This is a genomic window from Cupriavidus oxalaticus, assembly GCF_038900635.1.
GTDB classification, from domain to species: Bacteria; Pseudomonadota; Gammaproteobacteria; order Burkholderiales; family Burkholderiaceae; genus Cupriavidus; species Cupriavidus oxalaticus_B.
On record NZ_JAYMRX010000004.1, the window covers coordinates 336,457 to 351,171 of the forward strand.

General features: G+C 64.7%; 11 protein-coding genes. 6 read left to right on the forward strand and 5 right to left on the reverse strand.

Going from position 1 to position 14,715, the window contains the following annotated elements; translation table 11 throughout:
* The first annotated feature begins 7 nt into the window (after positions 1-7).
* From VSR71_RS10090 to VSR71_RS10115, 6 genes are read left to right on the forward strand one after another with little or no spacing between them, the layout of a single operon-like run.
* Positions 8-1,291, forward strand: a complete 1,284-nt coding sequence (locus VSR71_RS10090) for an amino acid ABC transporter substrate-binding protein (RefSeq protein WP_342913721.1) — start codon at positions 8-10, stop codon at positions 1,289-1,291.
* Positions 1,292-1,313: 22 nt separating this feature from the next.
* A complete protein-coding gene (locus VSR71_RS10095) occupies positions 1,314-2,216 on the forward strand; it encodes a branched-chain amino acid ABC transporter permease (RefSeq protein ID WP_342913722.1) in 903 nt (300 codons plus the stop codon).
* The gene (locus tag VSR71_RS10100; protein ID WP_342913723.1) at positions 2,213-3,235 is read left to right on the forward strand and encodes a branched-chain amino acid ABC transporter permease; all 1,023 of its coding nucleotides are present in this window, start codon (positions 2,213-2,215) and stop codon (positions 3,233-3,235) included. The genes VSR71_RS10095 and VSR71_RS10100 overlap by 4 nt, the downstream gene beginning before the upstream one ends.
* Positions 3,232-3,978 (forward strand): ABC transporter ATP-binding protein, encoded by a 747-nt coding sequence (locus VSR71_RS10105; protein ID WP_342913724.1) that lies wholly within the window; start codon positions 3,232-3,234, stop codon positions 3,976-3,978. The genes VSR71_RS10100 and VSR71_RS10105 overlap by 4 nt, the downstream gene beginning before the upstream one ends.
* Positions 3,975-4,820 (forward strand): ABC transporter ATP-binding protein, encoded by an 846-nt coding sequence (locus VSR71_RS10110; protein ID WP_342913725.1) that lies wholly within the window; start codon positions 3,975-3,977, stop codon positions 4,818-4,820. The genes VSR71_RS10105 and VSR71_RS10110 overlap by 4 nt, the downstream gene beginning before the upstream one ends.
* 43 nt (positions 4,821-4,863) lie before the next feature.
* Positions 4,864-5,301 (forward strand): universal stress protein, encoded by a 438-nt coding sequence (locus VSR71_RS10115; RefSeq protein ID WP_342913726.1) that lies wholly within the window; start codon positions 4,864-4,866, stop codon positions 5,299-5,301.
* 12 nt (positions 5,302-5,313) lie between these two features.
* Here VSR71_RS10115 and VSR71_RS10120 read toward each other — a convergent pair whose 3' ends face one another.
* From VSR71_RS10120 to VSR71_RS10140, 5 genes are all read right to left on the reverse strand, one after another.
* Positions 5,314-6,780: a TULIP family P47-like protein gene (locus VSR71_RS10120; protein ID WP_342913727.1), complete on the reverse strand. Its 1,467-nt coding sequence runs from the start codon at positions 6,778-6,780 to the stop codon at positions 5,314-5,316.
* 16 nt (positions 6,781-6,796) lie between these two features.
* Entirely contained in the window at positions 6,797-8,347 is a 1,551-nt protein-coding gene (locus VSR71_RS10125; RefSeq protein ID WP_342913728.1) for a TULIP family P47-like protein, read from the reverse strand.
* Between the two features lie 63 nt (positions 8,348-8,410).
* Positions 8,411-9,673 (reverse strand): TULIP family P47-like protein, encoded by a 1,263-nt coding sequence (locus VSR71_RS10130; protein ID WP_342913729.1) that lies wholly within the window; start codon positions 9,671-9,673, stop codon positions 8,411-8,413.
* 680 nt (positions 9,674-10,353) lie between these two features.
* On the reverse strand, positions 10,354-13,785 hold the full coding sequence (locus VSR71_RS10135; protein WP_342913730.1) for an adenylate/guanylate cyclase domain-containing protein: 3,432 nt from the start codon (positions 13,783-13,785) through the stop codon (positions 10,354-10,356).
* Positions 13,786-14,216: 431 nt separating this feature from the next.
* A complete protein-coding gene (locus VSR71_RS10140) occupies positions 14,217-14,537 on the reverse strand; it encodes a putative quinol monooxygenase (protein ID WP_342913731.1) in 321 nt (106 codons plus the stop codon).
* Positions 14,538-14,715: the final 178 nt, after the last annotated feature.

Here is a 14,715-nt window from a genome sequence, read left to right on the forward strand (position 1 = left end):
AGGTGATATGAAACACGCATCCGCACAAAGCCCGCCAGCCGGTGTCGAGCCGGCCATCCTTTTACGCCATGCCTGCATCGTTGCCCTGACCGGGCTTGGCCTGACGGTGACGTTCCCCGCCACAGCCAAGGTCGAGGGCGACACCATCGTCCTCGGTGCCGCGGTCTCGCTCACGGGCAAGTACTCCACCAACGGCAAGAACACCCAGGACGGCTACAACCTCGCCGTGAAGCGCGTCAATGAGATGGGTGGCGTCAAGGTCGGCGGCAAGGCCTACCAGTTGAAGGTGCTCTACTACGACGACGAATCCACCTCGGCACGGGGCGCGCAGCTGGCCGAGCGGCTGATCAGCCAGGACGGGGTGAAATTCGTGCTGGGGCCCTACAGCTCCGGGCTGACCAAGGCCATCGCCCCGGTCACGGAGAAGTACAAGATTCCGATGGTCGAGGGCAACGGCGCGGACCGCAACCTGTTCACGCAGGGCTACCGCTATATGTTCGCGGTGCTCAATACCTCGGACTATTACCTGCGCGCTGCCATCAACCTCGCCGCGGAAGAGGCGCAGCGCGCCGGCAAGTCGCCGCAGAGCCTGAAGGTGGCAATCGCCATCGAGAACGACAACTTCTCGCAGGACGTGCGCGACGGCGTGGCCGAAGACGCGAAGCGCCTGGGCATGAAGGTGGTGATCGACGAGAAGCTGCCGCCGGAACTGAACGACATGTCGGTCACGCTGGCCAAGGTGAAGGCGCTCAAGCCGGACATCCTGGTGGTGTCCGGCCATGAAAAGGGCGCGACACTGGCGGTGCGGCAGGTGTCTGAAATGCGCCTCGACGTGCCGATGCTGGCACTGACCCACTGCGATTCCGCACAGATCATCGAGAAGTTCGGCAAGGGCGCCGAATTCGTGGTGTGCGGCTCGCAATGGGACCGCACGCTGAGCTACAAGGACCGCTGGTTCGGCACGGCCGACCAGTATGCGCAGCGCTTCGAAAAGGAGTACCACTACGAGGCGCCCTACCAGGCGGCCGAGTCCAGCGCCGCGGTGCTGGCCTTCGCCGACGCCTTCGAGCGGGCCGGCTCGTTCGATACGGAAAAGGTCCGCGAGGCGCTGGCCAGGACCGATCTGATGACGTTCTACGGCCCGCTCAAGTTTGACCAGAGCGGCAAGAACATCGCCAAGTCGATGGTGTTGTACCAGGTACAGGACGGCAAGTTCAAGGTGGTCGCGCCGGGCAAGTGGGCTTCGTCGAAGGTCATCTATCCGGCACCGTCCTGGGCCAAGCGCAAGTAGGAAGCCGCTGCGTAGCGGCCTGATGCCGATGACAGACCTGACGGTGCTGCTCCAGAGTCCGGAGCTGAATGCACAGCTCGTGGTGGACGGCATGCTGGCCGGCGCGATCTTCGCGCTGGCCGCCTATGGCATGGCGCTGGTCTGGGGCGTGATGAACCTGATCAACGTGGCGCAGGGCGAGCTGGTGATGCTGGGCGGCTATATGGTGATCTGGCTCGTCGGGCGGGGCGTGCCGGCGCCGCTGGCGGTACCGCTTGCCGCGGCGGCGATGTATGCGGTGGGGTGGGCACTCTACCGCATAGTCATTTTCCGGCTGGTCGAGCGCGATCTCTTTGTCTCGCTGCTGGCCACCTTCGGCCTGAGCATCGTGCTGCAGCAGCTTGCCAACCTGGTCTTCGGCGCGAACGTGCGCACCCTCGATGCGGGCTTCGGCAGCCTGTTCCTGCCGGGCGGACTGGTTGTGCCGAAGGTCAAGCTGGCGGCGTTTGCCGCGGCGCTCGCGCTGGGCGCCGCGCTGATGTTGTTCCTGCGGCATTCCCGTCGCGGCCAGGCAATCCGCGCCACCGCGCAGAACGCCCGCGCCGCCCGCGTGCTGGGTGTGGATACGGATCGCGTGTATGCCACGACCTTCGCCCTGAATGCGGCCATCTGCGGCGCGGCCGGCGGGCTGGTGGCGATGACATGGATCATCCATCCGTACCTGGGCCTGCCCTATACCGTGCGCGCCTTCATGATCGTGGTGGTTGCCGGCCTGGGCAGCATGCTGCCGGTTCTTGGTGCCGCCGGCGGGCTTGGCATCGCCGAGAACTACGCCGGGTTCCTGCTGGGCGTCGAATACCAGACCGCCTTCCTTTATGCCCTGCTGGTCGCGATCCTGGTCAGCCGCAACCTGATGCTGCGCCGCCATCGCGGCTACCTGCGATGAAGACCTTCCCGCGCGGCGCACGCCGGCTCGAAGCGGACGTGGCGGTGAACCGGGTCTCCGCGGTCGCCTGGCTGTTGCTGCTCGCGGGCTGCACCGGCGCGCTCGCGGCGCCGCAGCTGTTCCCCGGCGTCACCACGCAGCTGACCTTCCTCTGGCTGATGGTGCTGTTTGCGCTGACGTGGGACGTGATGGGCGGGCAAATGGGCTACAACTCGTTCGGCAACATCGTCTTCTTCGGCGTCGGGGCCTATGTGTGCGCGGTGGCACAGCGCGACTTCGGGCTGGGATACTTCGCCGGCCTGGCGGCGGGTGCCGGGCTGGCCGCCCTGGCGGCGATCGTGGTGGCGCTGGCGCTGGGACCGGCCATGCTGGCCCTGCGCGGCCACTACTTTGCCATCGGGACCCTGGGCCTTGGCATCGCCTTTGCCGATGCCGCCGCCGGCTGGGATTTCATCGGCGCGGGATCGGGCCTGGCGTTGCCCCTGTTCCCGGGCGCGGCCGGCAGCCGCGAGCCGTTCTACTACTACGCGATGCTGGCGCTGGCCGCCGTCACACTGCTGACGCTGCGATGGCTCTATGCGCGCCCGTTCGGCCTGGCGCTGAACGCCATCCGCGACGACGAAGACAAGGCCGAGGCGCTCGGTCTGCATACCACGCGCTACAAGATACTGGCCTGGTGCGTCTGTGCCCTCTTCCTCGGCATGGCGGGTGCGCTGACGGGCAACCTGGTGGGCTTCATCGATCCGCGCGAGCTGGCCTTCGCCGGGGCCACCTTCGGCGTCTGGATGGTGGTGATGGCGATCCTGGGCGGCAAGGGCACGCTGTGGGGGCCCGTGATCGGCGCCGCCCTCTTCCACCTCACGCAGGAGCTGTTCTGGACCTACCTGCTGAACTGGCAGCGCGTGGCGCTGGGCGTGTTGATCGTGCTGATCGTGGTGCTGTTCCCGACCGGCATCATGGGCTGGCTGCGCGAGACCAGGGCAAACCGCCGCAACCTCACGGGGAGTGCCGCGCCATGACCGACCTGCTTGCGGTGCGCGGCGTCACCAAGCGCTTCGGCGGCGTCGTGGCCAACCATGGAGTGTCCCTGTCGGTCCCGCATGGCGGCATCGTGGGACTGATCGGGCCGAACGGCTCGGGCAAGACGACGCTGTTCAATTCCATCGTCGGCTTCCACCCCATCGACGCAGGTTCGATCGCATTCGACGGGCGCGAGATCTCGCGGCTGCGCGTACCCGGGATTGCGCGCCTGGGGCTGGTGCGCACGTTCCAGCAGACCCGGGTATTCGGCAAGATGACTTGCCTGCAGAATCTGCTGGTGAGCGTGCCTCACGTGCACGAAGGCCTCGCCGCGATGTGCGCGCGGCAGCCGCCGGCGGTGATGGAGCGGGCCAGCGAGGTCCTGCGCCTTGTCGGCCTGCAGGACCACCTGGAACAGCGCGCCGCCGACCTGTCGTTCGGCCAGCAAAAGCTGCTCGAGATCGGCATGGCCGTGATGAACGAACCGAAGCTGCTGCTGCTGGACGAACCCACCGCTGGCGTGAATCCCGTGATGATAGAGAGCCTGATCGCGCTGCTGCGCGACATCAATGCGCGGCTCGGCGTCACGCTGCTGGTGATCGAGCACAATATGCGGGTCATGATGCAGCTGGCCAGCCACGTCTATTGCCTCGCGCAGGGCGAGGTGCTGGCGCAGGGCTCGCCGGCGCAGATCGCCGCCGACCGCGCGGTGATCGAGGCCTACCTGGGAGCGCAACCGTGAATGCGGTACGCGACACGGCGCCGCCGATGGCACAGCCGCCAGCGCATGCGGCTGCCGCCACGCGCGCCACAGCCCTGGCCCGGCCAGCGCCAACCGTCGCGCAGCTCGAGCAGCTGGCCGGCGCCGCGCCAATGGTCGCTGTGGACGACCTCGTGGCCGGCTACGGCGGCATGGAGATCCTGCACGGCTTCAGCCTGCGCGTGGCGCGCGGCGGCTCGCTGTGCCTGATCGGCCCGAACGGCGCGGGCAAGTCCACGGTGCTGCGCGCCATCTATGGCCTGGCCCGGGTCATGACGGGCACGATCAGCATTGACGGCAAACCGGTCACACACCTGCGCGCGGAGCAGAAGCTGCGGCAGGCGGGCGTGGCCTACGTGCTGCAAGAGAGTTCGATCTTTCCCGACATGACGGTCGAGGAAAACCTTCTGATGGGCGGTTACCTGATGCGTAGCCCGCGCGACGCCGCGGCGGCGGCGGAGCGCATATTCCAGCGCCACGGCGCGCTGGCTCGGCGGCGCAGCCAGCGCGCCAGCGTGCTCTCCGGCGGCGAGCGCAGGTTACTGGAGATCTCGCGCGCGCTGATGATGGATCCTGCCGTGCTGCTGGTGGACGAACCCTCGATCGGCCTCGAGCCGCGCTACATCGAAATGGTGTTCGCACTGCTGCGGCAGCTGCAGCAAGAGGAAGGCAAGACCATCATCCTGGTCGAGCAGAACGCCCGCAAGGGGCTCGCTTTTGCCGACCTTGGCTACGTCCTGGTGGCCGGCCAGCTCGCCATGGCCGGCACCGGCGCCGACCTGAGCCATGACGCCGAGGTAGGCCGGCTGTTTCTCGGGGCCTGACCTCCACAAGCGCGCTCGGGCCCCGCCTTGCAAGGAGACCAAAATGTTCAAGCACATGCTCGTGGCCGTCGACGGCTCGACCTTGTCTGACACGGCCTACCGCAAGGCCATCGAACTGGCCCGGACACTTCAGGCCAGCATCACTGCCATGCAGGTCGTCGCACACTACGACGTGATGCGCCTGCAGACGGCCATGCTGCAGGAAACCCGGGCGCGCTACATGGAGGAAGCGTACCGGCAGGCCGAGGAGTACCTGGCGTCGATTGCCAAGGAAGCCGCCGCGGCAGGCGTAACCTGCAATACCGCCTGCGTCACCGGCGACCATATCTTCCAGGTCATCCTGGACGAGGCCGAGGCGAGGAAATGCGACCTGATCGTGATGGCATCGCACGGGCGTCGCGGGTTGCAGGCGCTCCTGATCGGCAGCGAGACGCAGAGGGTGCTGACGCACACCAAGCTTCCGGTGCTGGTCTACCACTGATGGACCTCCAGCCTAGACCGCAGCCTGCGTCACCACTGCCATCGATGCCCGCTGCGACACCGCTGCCGACAGCGTTCCGCCCAGTTGCAGCGAGTCATTCAGGCAGGCATTGCCCAGCTGGAAATCCTTGGAATCCGGCCACGTGATCGATGCGGTGCTGTCGAGCACAAGCGCGTCGATCGACGGTGCGTCGTTGTTGCCGACCGACTCGATGATCGTCGTGGTGAGGGTCATGACGCCTGCCACCAGGCCGACGATCAGCGCCACCGCGCCGATCGCGGCGCCGCCCGACACGACCACCGCGACGGCTGCCAGCAGCAGCGCGACGATGCCGAGGATTTCTTCCGTGATCTCGATGCCGGGGCTGGCCTGGGTCCAGTGCGTCTTCACTGCGGGGCGGCTGTCGAAAAAGCCGAGGGTCTGCGTGCCATCCTGCTTGTTGACCAGCCGGATGCCGAGGAAATTCTGCGTCTGGCAGTAGGCCTGTATCCCCGGCGAGACCTCCGTGACCGTGGTGACGCTCATCTGCAACTCCTGCGCCTCGACGGTCAGCTGGAGATTGACGATCTGCGCGTGGTACGTCGCGGCTGCATGGCCGTTGGAGGCAGGCGTCGTGACCTGGAAGCCAATGCTGCCGCTCGCATTGACGATGGCGTCGCCTGACGCGGACAGGACAAAATCAGACGCAACCGTGCCCTGGAACACCTGCGGCATGCAAGGCAGCAGCAGGTTCGCGAGCAACCGCTCCTTGGAAACCAGGAAGCCGGCGCGCTGCCCGGATGGAATGACAAGGCCGGATACCTGCTGTGCCAGGCCGGTATCCGCACGCCCCTGCGTCATGCAAAGTACGCTCAGCAAGCCGTCGCCTGGCGTGCCCATGTCCGCATATGCGTAGCCGACATAGGTCGGCTGCATCCATTGGAAAGCGCCCTGGTCTGCCGTGCGGTCCAGATTGACGGTGGCAAAGACGTGGTCGAAATCCTGCAGGTTTTCATTCAGCCAGCTGCCAAGCATGCCCTCCAGAGCCGCCTGGAAGAGAAAGCCAGGCGCCGTGCCCGCATAGCTGACGGACACCACCGATGCGGCAGGATAGTCTGGCCCGCTCGATTGCGCCTGGACCTTGAGCACCTTGCTAGTGCCGCTTGGTGGCGCTTCGTCATGATCGAGATAGGCCAGGCGGACGTCCACCAGCGCGGCGCCCGCGCAGGTCTGCGAGACATTGCCTGGCCCGCGTACGACAGCGTTCTGGAACGGGATGGACAGGCGGATCAGGTCGCCCGACCCGCCTGTCACGATCTGCCATGGCCCGAAGCCGCCGCTGACGGAATAGCCGTCGGCCACGTCGCTCGCCGCGAAGGACGACGGCGATGATCCAGCCTTGACGATGGCGGCATTGGCGTCCGCGATATGGGTCGCGAACACGGTATCCCAGCCGTAGGTTTCGGCGGTGTCAGTCGGCGGCGCAATGAATGCAGTCATGGCAGGTTCCCCAAGGTCAGCTTGCGGCGTGCACCAGGCCGAACTGGAAGGCACCGTTGAGCGTGGCCGACGACAAGGTGAACTGGCCGACCGCCTCCGGCCAGATCACGGACTTGCCGATGGCATTGCTGGTCAGATCCGTGATCTTCGGCATGGACTGGTAGTCGCCGTCCGCCACCGCGTTGATGATCATCGTGATAGCCGGCATCAGTGTCGTGCAGAAGGCCCCGATGGCGGCGACTTTCGCCACCGCGAAGCAGCGTGCCGCGATCTGCGAGACCTCTGCGGGGGTGCCACTGATCAGGCCCCGGCACGCCGACACGGTGGCCTGCGCCGCAGTGGCGGCATCCTCGCCCGAGGCCTCCGCCGCGCCAAGGCTGGCCGTCGTGGCGCTCTCGACGGCAGCGCTCGCGGTGCGCCCTACCGCCCCGCCGATGCCGCCAACCACGGCAAGCACGATCGAGGCCACGCCCAGCACGATCTCCGCGATCTCAAGGCCCTTGCTGACTTCCACGCTGCCGCTGCCGGTCTGTGTGGTGGCGGCCATCTGCAGGATGTCATGGGTGGCGTCCAGCGAGATCACCGAGCGGCCGCTGTAGTTCAAATGGATGGTGATGCCGGGCGAGTACTCGAACTGCATGTCGAGAATCGCGATCTCCAGTTCTCCGGCATCGAGCTGGATCGTGAAGTTGCTAGCCGCCACCGTAGGCGTCACCACGTTGTTGTTGTCAAGCTGCACCTGCTTGAGTGTGAGCGCATTGGTATTGCGGATGCGCGTACCGGAGTTGTCGATGGTGAAGTTGTTGGCAGGCGGCTGGTTGCTGATGCCATTGAACATCGCTGGCACCGCGGCCAGCATCATGTGCGACAGGAATTTCTCCGGCGCGATCAGGAACGCGGCATTCGCCCCGGACGGAATGGCATAGGGAGACACCTGCCAGACCAGTCCCGGGGGTTCCGGAGTCTCGTCGATCAGGCACAGCACGGCAAAGACGCTGTTCTGCAGCGTCGGCGCCTGCGTAGGCTCGGCGACGGCATAGCCCTTGAATGACGGATTCAGCCACGCCACCCCCTGGTTCGTGAACTGCCCGTCCAGGTCGACCGAGGCAAACACCGCATTGAATGCGTTGAGATTCGCGTTCAGCCAGATGCCGAGCAATTCCTTCAGCGAAGCATCGGCAAGGAAGTTCGATTGCGCTGGCAGGCAAGATTCCACCGCCACCGGTTGCGTGCTGTCGTTGACGAGATTGACCACGCTGGAGTTGGACTGCGGGACATAGGTGGCCTGCAGGCGAATGGTCGCCGTGCATGGGGTGATCGGGTACTGCGTGTCACCGACCATGACATTGCCGCCGGTGATCGGCAGCGCCATCATCAGCACCGGGCCCGAGCCGCCCGTGGCCAGGCTCCACATGCCAAAGGTGCCGTTGGCCATGGCGGAGTGATCCGACGCGGCCTGGTCGAAGGATTGCGGCCCCTTGCCAGCCGCGGCGATCGCCTTGTTGACATCTGCATAGGTAATGGCTGCCACCGTGTGCCAGCCATTGGTGTCGACCGTGTCCGTCATCTTCATTCTCCCAGTGAGTTGACGAAAATGCGGTAGCGCAGCCGGGCCGGCTGCCAGACCGCTTCAAAGTGCACCGCGCATGTAGAACCCGGAGGCCAGCGTTGCCTCGCCGGCCGAGAAACCACCGCCATTGGCCCAGCCAACCAGCGAGGGGGCGCCGCCGACCAGCGCGCAGGACGTGGTCTGCCCCGAGATTCCCTCGCCCAGCTCGCTGGAGATGGCTGCGACGCAGACCTGCAGGATGATCTCGGCGATACCGCCGAATATGTCGAACAGGTGGTCGTACCAGGGGATGCTGACGTCCTTGTGGAAGGTGGGCGTTCCCACGGTGGAAAACTGCAGCGATGTTCTGTCCGTGCTGAGCGCAACCGCCAGCGCCGAGGTGGCGCTGAATGTCATGCTGACGCCCATATGCATGTCGCACGAGCCCTGGATTGCGATCTGGATTTGCGCGTCGACCACCGTCACGCTCAGCGAATCGATCTGCGGATGGTACGACTCGCCGGCACGGTCCACCTCGCGCAAGGGCAAAGCCCCTGTGTTCTGCAGCACGCCCGCGCTGTTGACAGCGAGCGTGCCGCTGCTGCCCAGGCTTTGCAGCAGCGCCGGCCCCACGACATTCTGGAGGAACAGCGCCGGGGAAATCGCCAGCCCCGCGTTGCCATCGCCTTGCAGCACGGCGGGATCGACCGTCAGCGGCAATCCCTCGGCACTGTGCCCGGCATTCACGCTCAGGATCGCCAGCGCCGGCGGCATTCCCGCGGGCGCCAGGTAGCAGTATCGGCTGGCAACGGGCTGTATCCATGGCACCGCCGCCGCGCGCGCGGGATTGATCGAGGCGAACATGAATGAGATGCGCCCGGCATTCCTGACCAGGGCATTGGCGATGGCGTTGCCAAGCGCGGCTTCCTGCACGAGCGTCAGCTTGCCGTTGTCAAGCACGGCGTGCGGCGTCACCACGCCAGCGCCGGACGTGTTCGCTGGCCCCACCGCGGTGAAGTCGAACTGCAGCGCAAGTGCGCCGCTACCCGCGCCGGTCGGAAGGAGCTGCAGCGACACCAGCAATTGCACGGACATGCCGCTGACATCGATGGGCGTCGTGCCGGCGGACATCGTCATGCTGCCCGATTCCAGCGCGATCTGCAGAAGCAGTAGTTCGCTCGATCCGCCAGGCACGACCTGCCATGTGCCGAAGGTTCCGCTGGCCGAGAATCCGTCCTGGGAAAAGGAGAACTCCTGCAGCAACTGCGCCGAGCTTGCCGCCATCGCAGCATTGATGACCGCCATGTCCCCCACGAATACCGTGTCCCATCCGTTCAGGTTCATTTGAGACCCCTCGTTTGCGCGGCCGCGGGCAAAGCGAGGCCTGCCGTCGGCGGCAAAGCCGTCACGGATACTGCCCGCCAGTCGCTGAACGGCGCCATGCGCCATGAATGGCCTGACCTGCCTGTTGTGCTGCGGCAGTTGGCCCCCGCCCTCGTCATCGAAAAAGGCAGCGCGTCCCCGGCCCGTTTGGGTGAACGGAACCGCGCAGCCAAAATGCCCCCGCGGTCATTCGCACAGAATGTCCGCGTTCCTGTTTTTTCCTTCTTCAGAGGGAGGCGTTGTGTCGGCAAATCCGACCCGGCACCGTCACCATCCCGACCATGACCCGATGCTTGCCGGCCCGTGCCTCAGCGACTGCCCGCTCAGCTGACGCCGTTTCGCGCTGCGGCTTGCATTGTCTGAAGCCCCTTGGCGGCGCTCGTGCAGGTCAGCGTATGTTAGGCGCCGGCCTGAATCAAGAAAGCTCGCGCTGAAAGATTTGTACATCTCATTTCAGCGTTGCTCATGCCCTCCGGAATGGAGTTGACCACAGATCGTGAAATGTCAAAGTGCATCCGTCTGCCGCGTGGCAAGTGTCACAGCCGCGTCATCGGATGCGGGCACGACTGCAATGTAAGCATGGTAGCCATGCGTCGCCCTCTGCCGGTTCCTGCCCACCCCGGAGTCGATATCCTCAACAACTATCTCGGCCAATCCAGGGCGTTCCGGGCCTGCTCCATGGTGACGCCAAGGGATGGATCCGCGGAGATCCAGTCAGCTTCGGTCAAGATCTGGCTTGCCATCCCTGGTTTTCCTTCGCGCTGATAAAGCCGCGCCAGACTCAGGATTGCGCGAATTTCCAGAGACCTTGCCTTTTGCCGGCGAGATACACCGAGCGCCTGCTGAAAGCAGGCTTGCGCCGTCTTCGCCTCGGAAAGCGGGAATCGGTCACCACTGGAGCGCTGGAGGATCAGCTCGCCTTTGAGTCGGTGCAGCTCAGCTTCGTGATAGCGTTCGCCGGTGCCATTTACCACGCCCAGGGCGCGTTCTATCGCATTGATTGCAGCGCTGATTTCTCCCGTTTTTGCGGACGCTTCCGCCAGCAGCGCCATGAAGTATGGCCAACCCAGGTGGGTGCCGGTTGCTTCGAAGTCTCTTAAGCCTTGACGAAGTTGACCCATTCCTTCTTCGCCGCTCCCTTGCTCCACCAACGCCCAGCCGCGCAAGATTTCGCCAAAGGCAAGGCAGAATGGAAACCCCTGTTCGACGGAAAGTCCGATGGCAGCCTCGGCGCATTCCTGCGCGTGCTGGATGTCACGCTGCAGCTGGTAAAACTTTGCCGCGAAAATCAGGCTGAGCGCCAGGCTGAAGGGATGGGAGAGCGATTGTCCAAGCGCAACTGTCTCACTGGCTCGGACGCTCGCTTCGTTTATGAATCCGAGATACCAGGACGCCCACGCTGAAAACGCAAGCGCGCGAACGCCGACATCCTGTCCAAACAGTGCGGCATGGGTGGCACGACGTTCGGACCTGTAGGATTGGAGTCCCTGATGCAACTGGGTCCGAGCCCTTTCAAACTCGCCCATGAAGAACGACGAGCTTCCCAGCGCCGTGCAGGCTTCAGCGAGCAGTACATTGCCTTGTTTCTTCGTCGCAAGCTTAAGCAGCCGCTCGCCGGCTTCATAGGCGTTTTCGTGCTGCGCACGAAGTGAAAAATAATTGCGTAGTCCCAGACTGACTTGGAAGTACGCCAGCTCTCCACCCTGTTCGCTCACCGCAAGCGCACGGGTGAAGTTGGCCTCCACCTCGCTCGATGCATAACCTTGCGCTGCAATCAATGCGTGCCCCAGCGTGACGCGCAACAGCAGCTCCTTGCGTGCGCGCTCCAGGCTCTCCGGCATCCGATCCAGCAGCTCCAGGGCCATATTCAGGTGCCGGATGGCGTCACGATGAGCCGAGCGCTCGACTTCTTGCCGGCCGGCGCAATGGAGGTACCTCACCGCCTTGAGGACATTGCCGCTCTGGCTATAGTGGTGCGCCAGCTCGCTGCAGTATTCCTTCAGCCGGCCCGGAAACAGTGTCTCGATGGCCCGGGCCGCGCGCTCGTGCAGGATGCTGCGCTGGCCCGAGAGCAAGGAGTTACCTGCCACCTCCTGGGTCAGCGCATGCCTGAAGGCGTACTCCGCCTCCGGGTAGGCGGGCCGCTCGTAAATGAAGTTCCCCGACTGGAGATCAGCCAGCAGCGGCTGCAAGGATGCTTGCGGCTGCCCCGTGACATGCCGGACCAGGCTGGAAGGGAACTCCGTGCCGATCACCGCCAGCGTCTGCAGCAGTTCCTTCTGCGGGACGGGCAGCCGGTCGATACGGGCCGCCAGCACCCCCTGCACGGTCGTCGGGATATGGAGCGCCAAGGGAGCCCCGTCGGTCCGGTAGTTGCCGGGCAACCCTAGCAGGGTGTGTTCCTCGGCCAGCGTCTGGATGACTTCCTCCATGAAGAACGGGTTGCCCTCCGTCTTGGCCAGGATCAGCTGTCTGAGCGGCGCCAGCGAGGGATCGTCTCCCAGCAGCACCGTGAGCAGCCCCTGCGCCTCCGCATGGCCGAACGGTTCGAGATTCAGCTGGGTGTAGCAAGGCGTGCTGCCCCACTCATGCCTGTACTCCGGGCGATAGTTGACAAGCAGGAATATCCTCGCTGCCGGCACCTCCGAGATGAGGACATCGAGAAAGGCTTCGGTTTCGCTATCCAGCCATTGCAGGTCTTCGAACAGGACCATGAGCATCTCGTTCCGGCTCTCGCGCACCAGCAGCCGCGCGATCGCCTCGAAGGTGCGCTGGCGCCGGATTGCGGGATCCATCGATGGCAACGCGGAACCCGGTTCGATGATGCCCAGCAGGTAGAGCAGGTAAGGCAGATGCTCTTCCAGCGAGCGATCCAGCGTCAGCAGCCTGGCGGTGGCCTTCTCGCGGAAGCGGCGTTCATCATCCTGCGCGGTGATCTGGAAGTAGTTCCTTAGCAGGTCGATCAGGGGCAAGTAGGGAAACGCCTTGCCATGCGACACCGAGAAGGTCTCGAGCACCAGGCAGCCTTGCTGCGCGCGTGCCTTGAATTCATGGAACAGGCGCGATTTGCCGACTCCCGCCTCTCCCACGACGCCGACGATCTGCCCTTGGCCTGCACTGGCCAGCTCCAGCGCCGCACCCAGGCGTGCCAGTTCGGCCTTGCGCCCGACAAACCGGGCCAGGCCACGGTGCGCACCCACCTGGAGCCGTGTGCGCAGCGCCCCCGGCCCGAGCACCTCATACACCGCAAGCGGCATGCGCAGGCCCTTGACCTCTGTACGGCCCAGCGCCTTGAACTCGAAGTAGCCCTCGGTCAGCCGGTGGGTAGATTCACTGACAAGGATGGATGACGGTGCCGCGAGCCCTTCCATCCGGGCGGCGATATGGATCGTCTGGCCCACCGGGTCGTAGTCGGTGCGCAAGTCGTCCTGGCGGATCGAGCGGACCACCACTTCGCCGGTATGGACGCCGACCCGGATCTCCAGCTGGACGCCCAGCTCCTGCCGGGTCCTGTCACCGTGGCGGCGCATCGCCTGCTGCATGTGCAGCGCCGCGAACAGGGCTCGCAGCGCATGATCCTCGTGGGCAATCGGCGCGCCGAACAAGGCGAGTATGCCGTCGCCCAGAGACTTGGCAACATACCCCTCATAGTGGTGCACGGCCTCCATCATCAATGCCACGACGGGGTCGATCAGGCTGCGTGCTTCTTCCGGGTCCAGGTCCTGGATCAATGCCGTGGAGCCTGCCATGTCGGCAAACAGCGCCGTGATGGTCTTGCGCTCGCCGGCAGCGCCCGCGCCTTTTGCTTCCATGGCGGCGCACTCCGCGCGAATCCGCTCGGCCAGATGGGGAGGTGTATAAATGATCGGGGCCGGGACGGGTAGCCTCGGCGTTGCACCAGGCCGGGGCACTGCCACCGCGCTCGCCAATAGCGCACCGCATCCACCGCAGAATTTCGCGGCAGGGCCAGACTCATGGCCGCACTGCGGACAGATCTGCGCAAGCCTCTGCCCACACTGCTCGCAGAACCTGGCTCCAGCGGGGTTCTCGGATTCGCAATTTGTGCAGCGCATATCGTCCCCTGACTGCCTTCAGGACGTCACGAAGCCATTAGAGGCGCAATCTCTGCTGTTGGCAAGGCAACCGCAATTCAGCGTGCCGGGGACCACCGAAATATCGCCTCGGCAGCAAAGAGACGAAGGGCCGACATGCGATGCAAAGCTCACGCTCCTGCGCGGGCTAGCGCGCAGCCTGCACGAGTCCTTCCAGCAATGCCTTATGGAAGGCAACCGGGTCTATCAGGTTCATCGCAGTTTTGTGTAGCAATCGGGGAGGCTCAGCAGCGGACGGCATGCCGCCGTACCATCAAGCCCCGATCGGACGACCCCGATGGTCAGGTGGCACGTGAGAGCGGGCACATGCCCGGTTCTTTCTGATTGAATGGAAAATCCTGAGACCGGACGCCGGCGTCCCTTTGCAGCAGCGCCGGGCGCCCCGTCGACGCTCAAGGCCGTTTCAGATACTCGCGCACCGGTGTCAGAAATTCAATCGTGCGCTGCGCCTTGAGAAGCCCCGGCAGCGCCGCCTCGTAGCTCTGCCTGTAGGGACGCGACAGGTGATGCGACAGGAAATGCTCGCGGCTGCAGGCCCAGGTCTCGTACAACACCAGGGTGTCGTCATCTTCCGCCGAGCGGTGCAAGTATGTGTTGATGAAGTCGGGCTCCTCGGACATTGCGTCGAGGACAGTCAGCAGCCGTGCCTCGAGCTCCTCGCGATGCTCAGGCTTGCCCGGCAGATGGACGATGAAGGAAATATTCTGGGTCATGATGGCTTGGTTCGGGGGTTCGTTGATTGAAGCAACAGTCGAACGTGCGGACTGCGGACATCCGTCTTTGGCGGAGCCCGCACGAATGCCGGTCACGTCTGGCTAGAATCTAGTCCACGATATCGCGACATACGTGCGGTGGGATCGATGTAGTCGTTCGACAGCATCGAACAAGATT

What these genes read in the sequence shown, in the direction of transcription:
- VSR71_RS10090 (WP_342913721.1), top strand. Translation starts at nt 8, where the DNA reads ATGAAACACGCATCCGCACAAAGCCCGCCAGCCGGTGTCGAGCCGGCC.
- VSR71_RS10095 (WP_342913722.1), top strand. Translation starts at nt 1,314, where the DNA reads ATGCCGATGACAGACCTGACGGTGCTGCTCCAGAGTCCGGAGCTGAAT.
- VSR71_RS10100 (WP_342913723.1), top strand. Translation starts at nt 2,213, where the DNA reads ATGAAGACCTTCCCGCGCGGCGCACGCCGGCTCGAAGCGGACGTGGCG.
- VSR71_RS10105 (WP_342913724.1), top strand. Translation starts at nt 3,232, where the DNA reads ATGACCGACCTGCTTGCGGTGCGCGGCGTCACCAAGCGCTTCGGCGGC.
- VSR71_RS10115 (WP_342913726.1), top strand. Translation starts at nt 4,864, where the DNA reads ATGTTCAAGCACATGCTCGTGGCCGTCGACGGCTCGACCTTGTCTGAC.
- VSR71_RS10120 (WP_342913727.1), bottom strand. Translation starts at nt 6,780, where the DNA reads ATGACTGCATTCATTGCGCCGCCGACTGACACCGCCGAAACCTACGGC.
- VSR71_RS10125 (WP_342913728.1), bottom strand. Translation starts at nt 8,347, where the DNA reads ATGACGGACACGGTCGACACCAATGGCTGGCACACGGTGGCAGCCATT.
- VSR71_RS10130 (WP_342913729.1), bottom strand. Translation starts at nt 9,673, where the DNA reads ATGAACCTGAACGGATGGGACACGGTATTCGTGGGGGACATGGCGGTC.
- VSR71_RS10135 (WP_342913730.1), bottom strand. Translation starts at nt 13,785, where the DNA reads ATGCGCTGCACAAATTGCGAATCCGAGAACCCCGCTGGAGCCAGGTTC.
- VSR71_RS10140 (WP_342913731.1), bottom strand. Translation starts at nt 14,537, where the DNA reads ATGACCCAGAATATTTCCTTCATCGTCCATCTGCCGGGCAAGCCTGAG.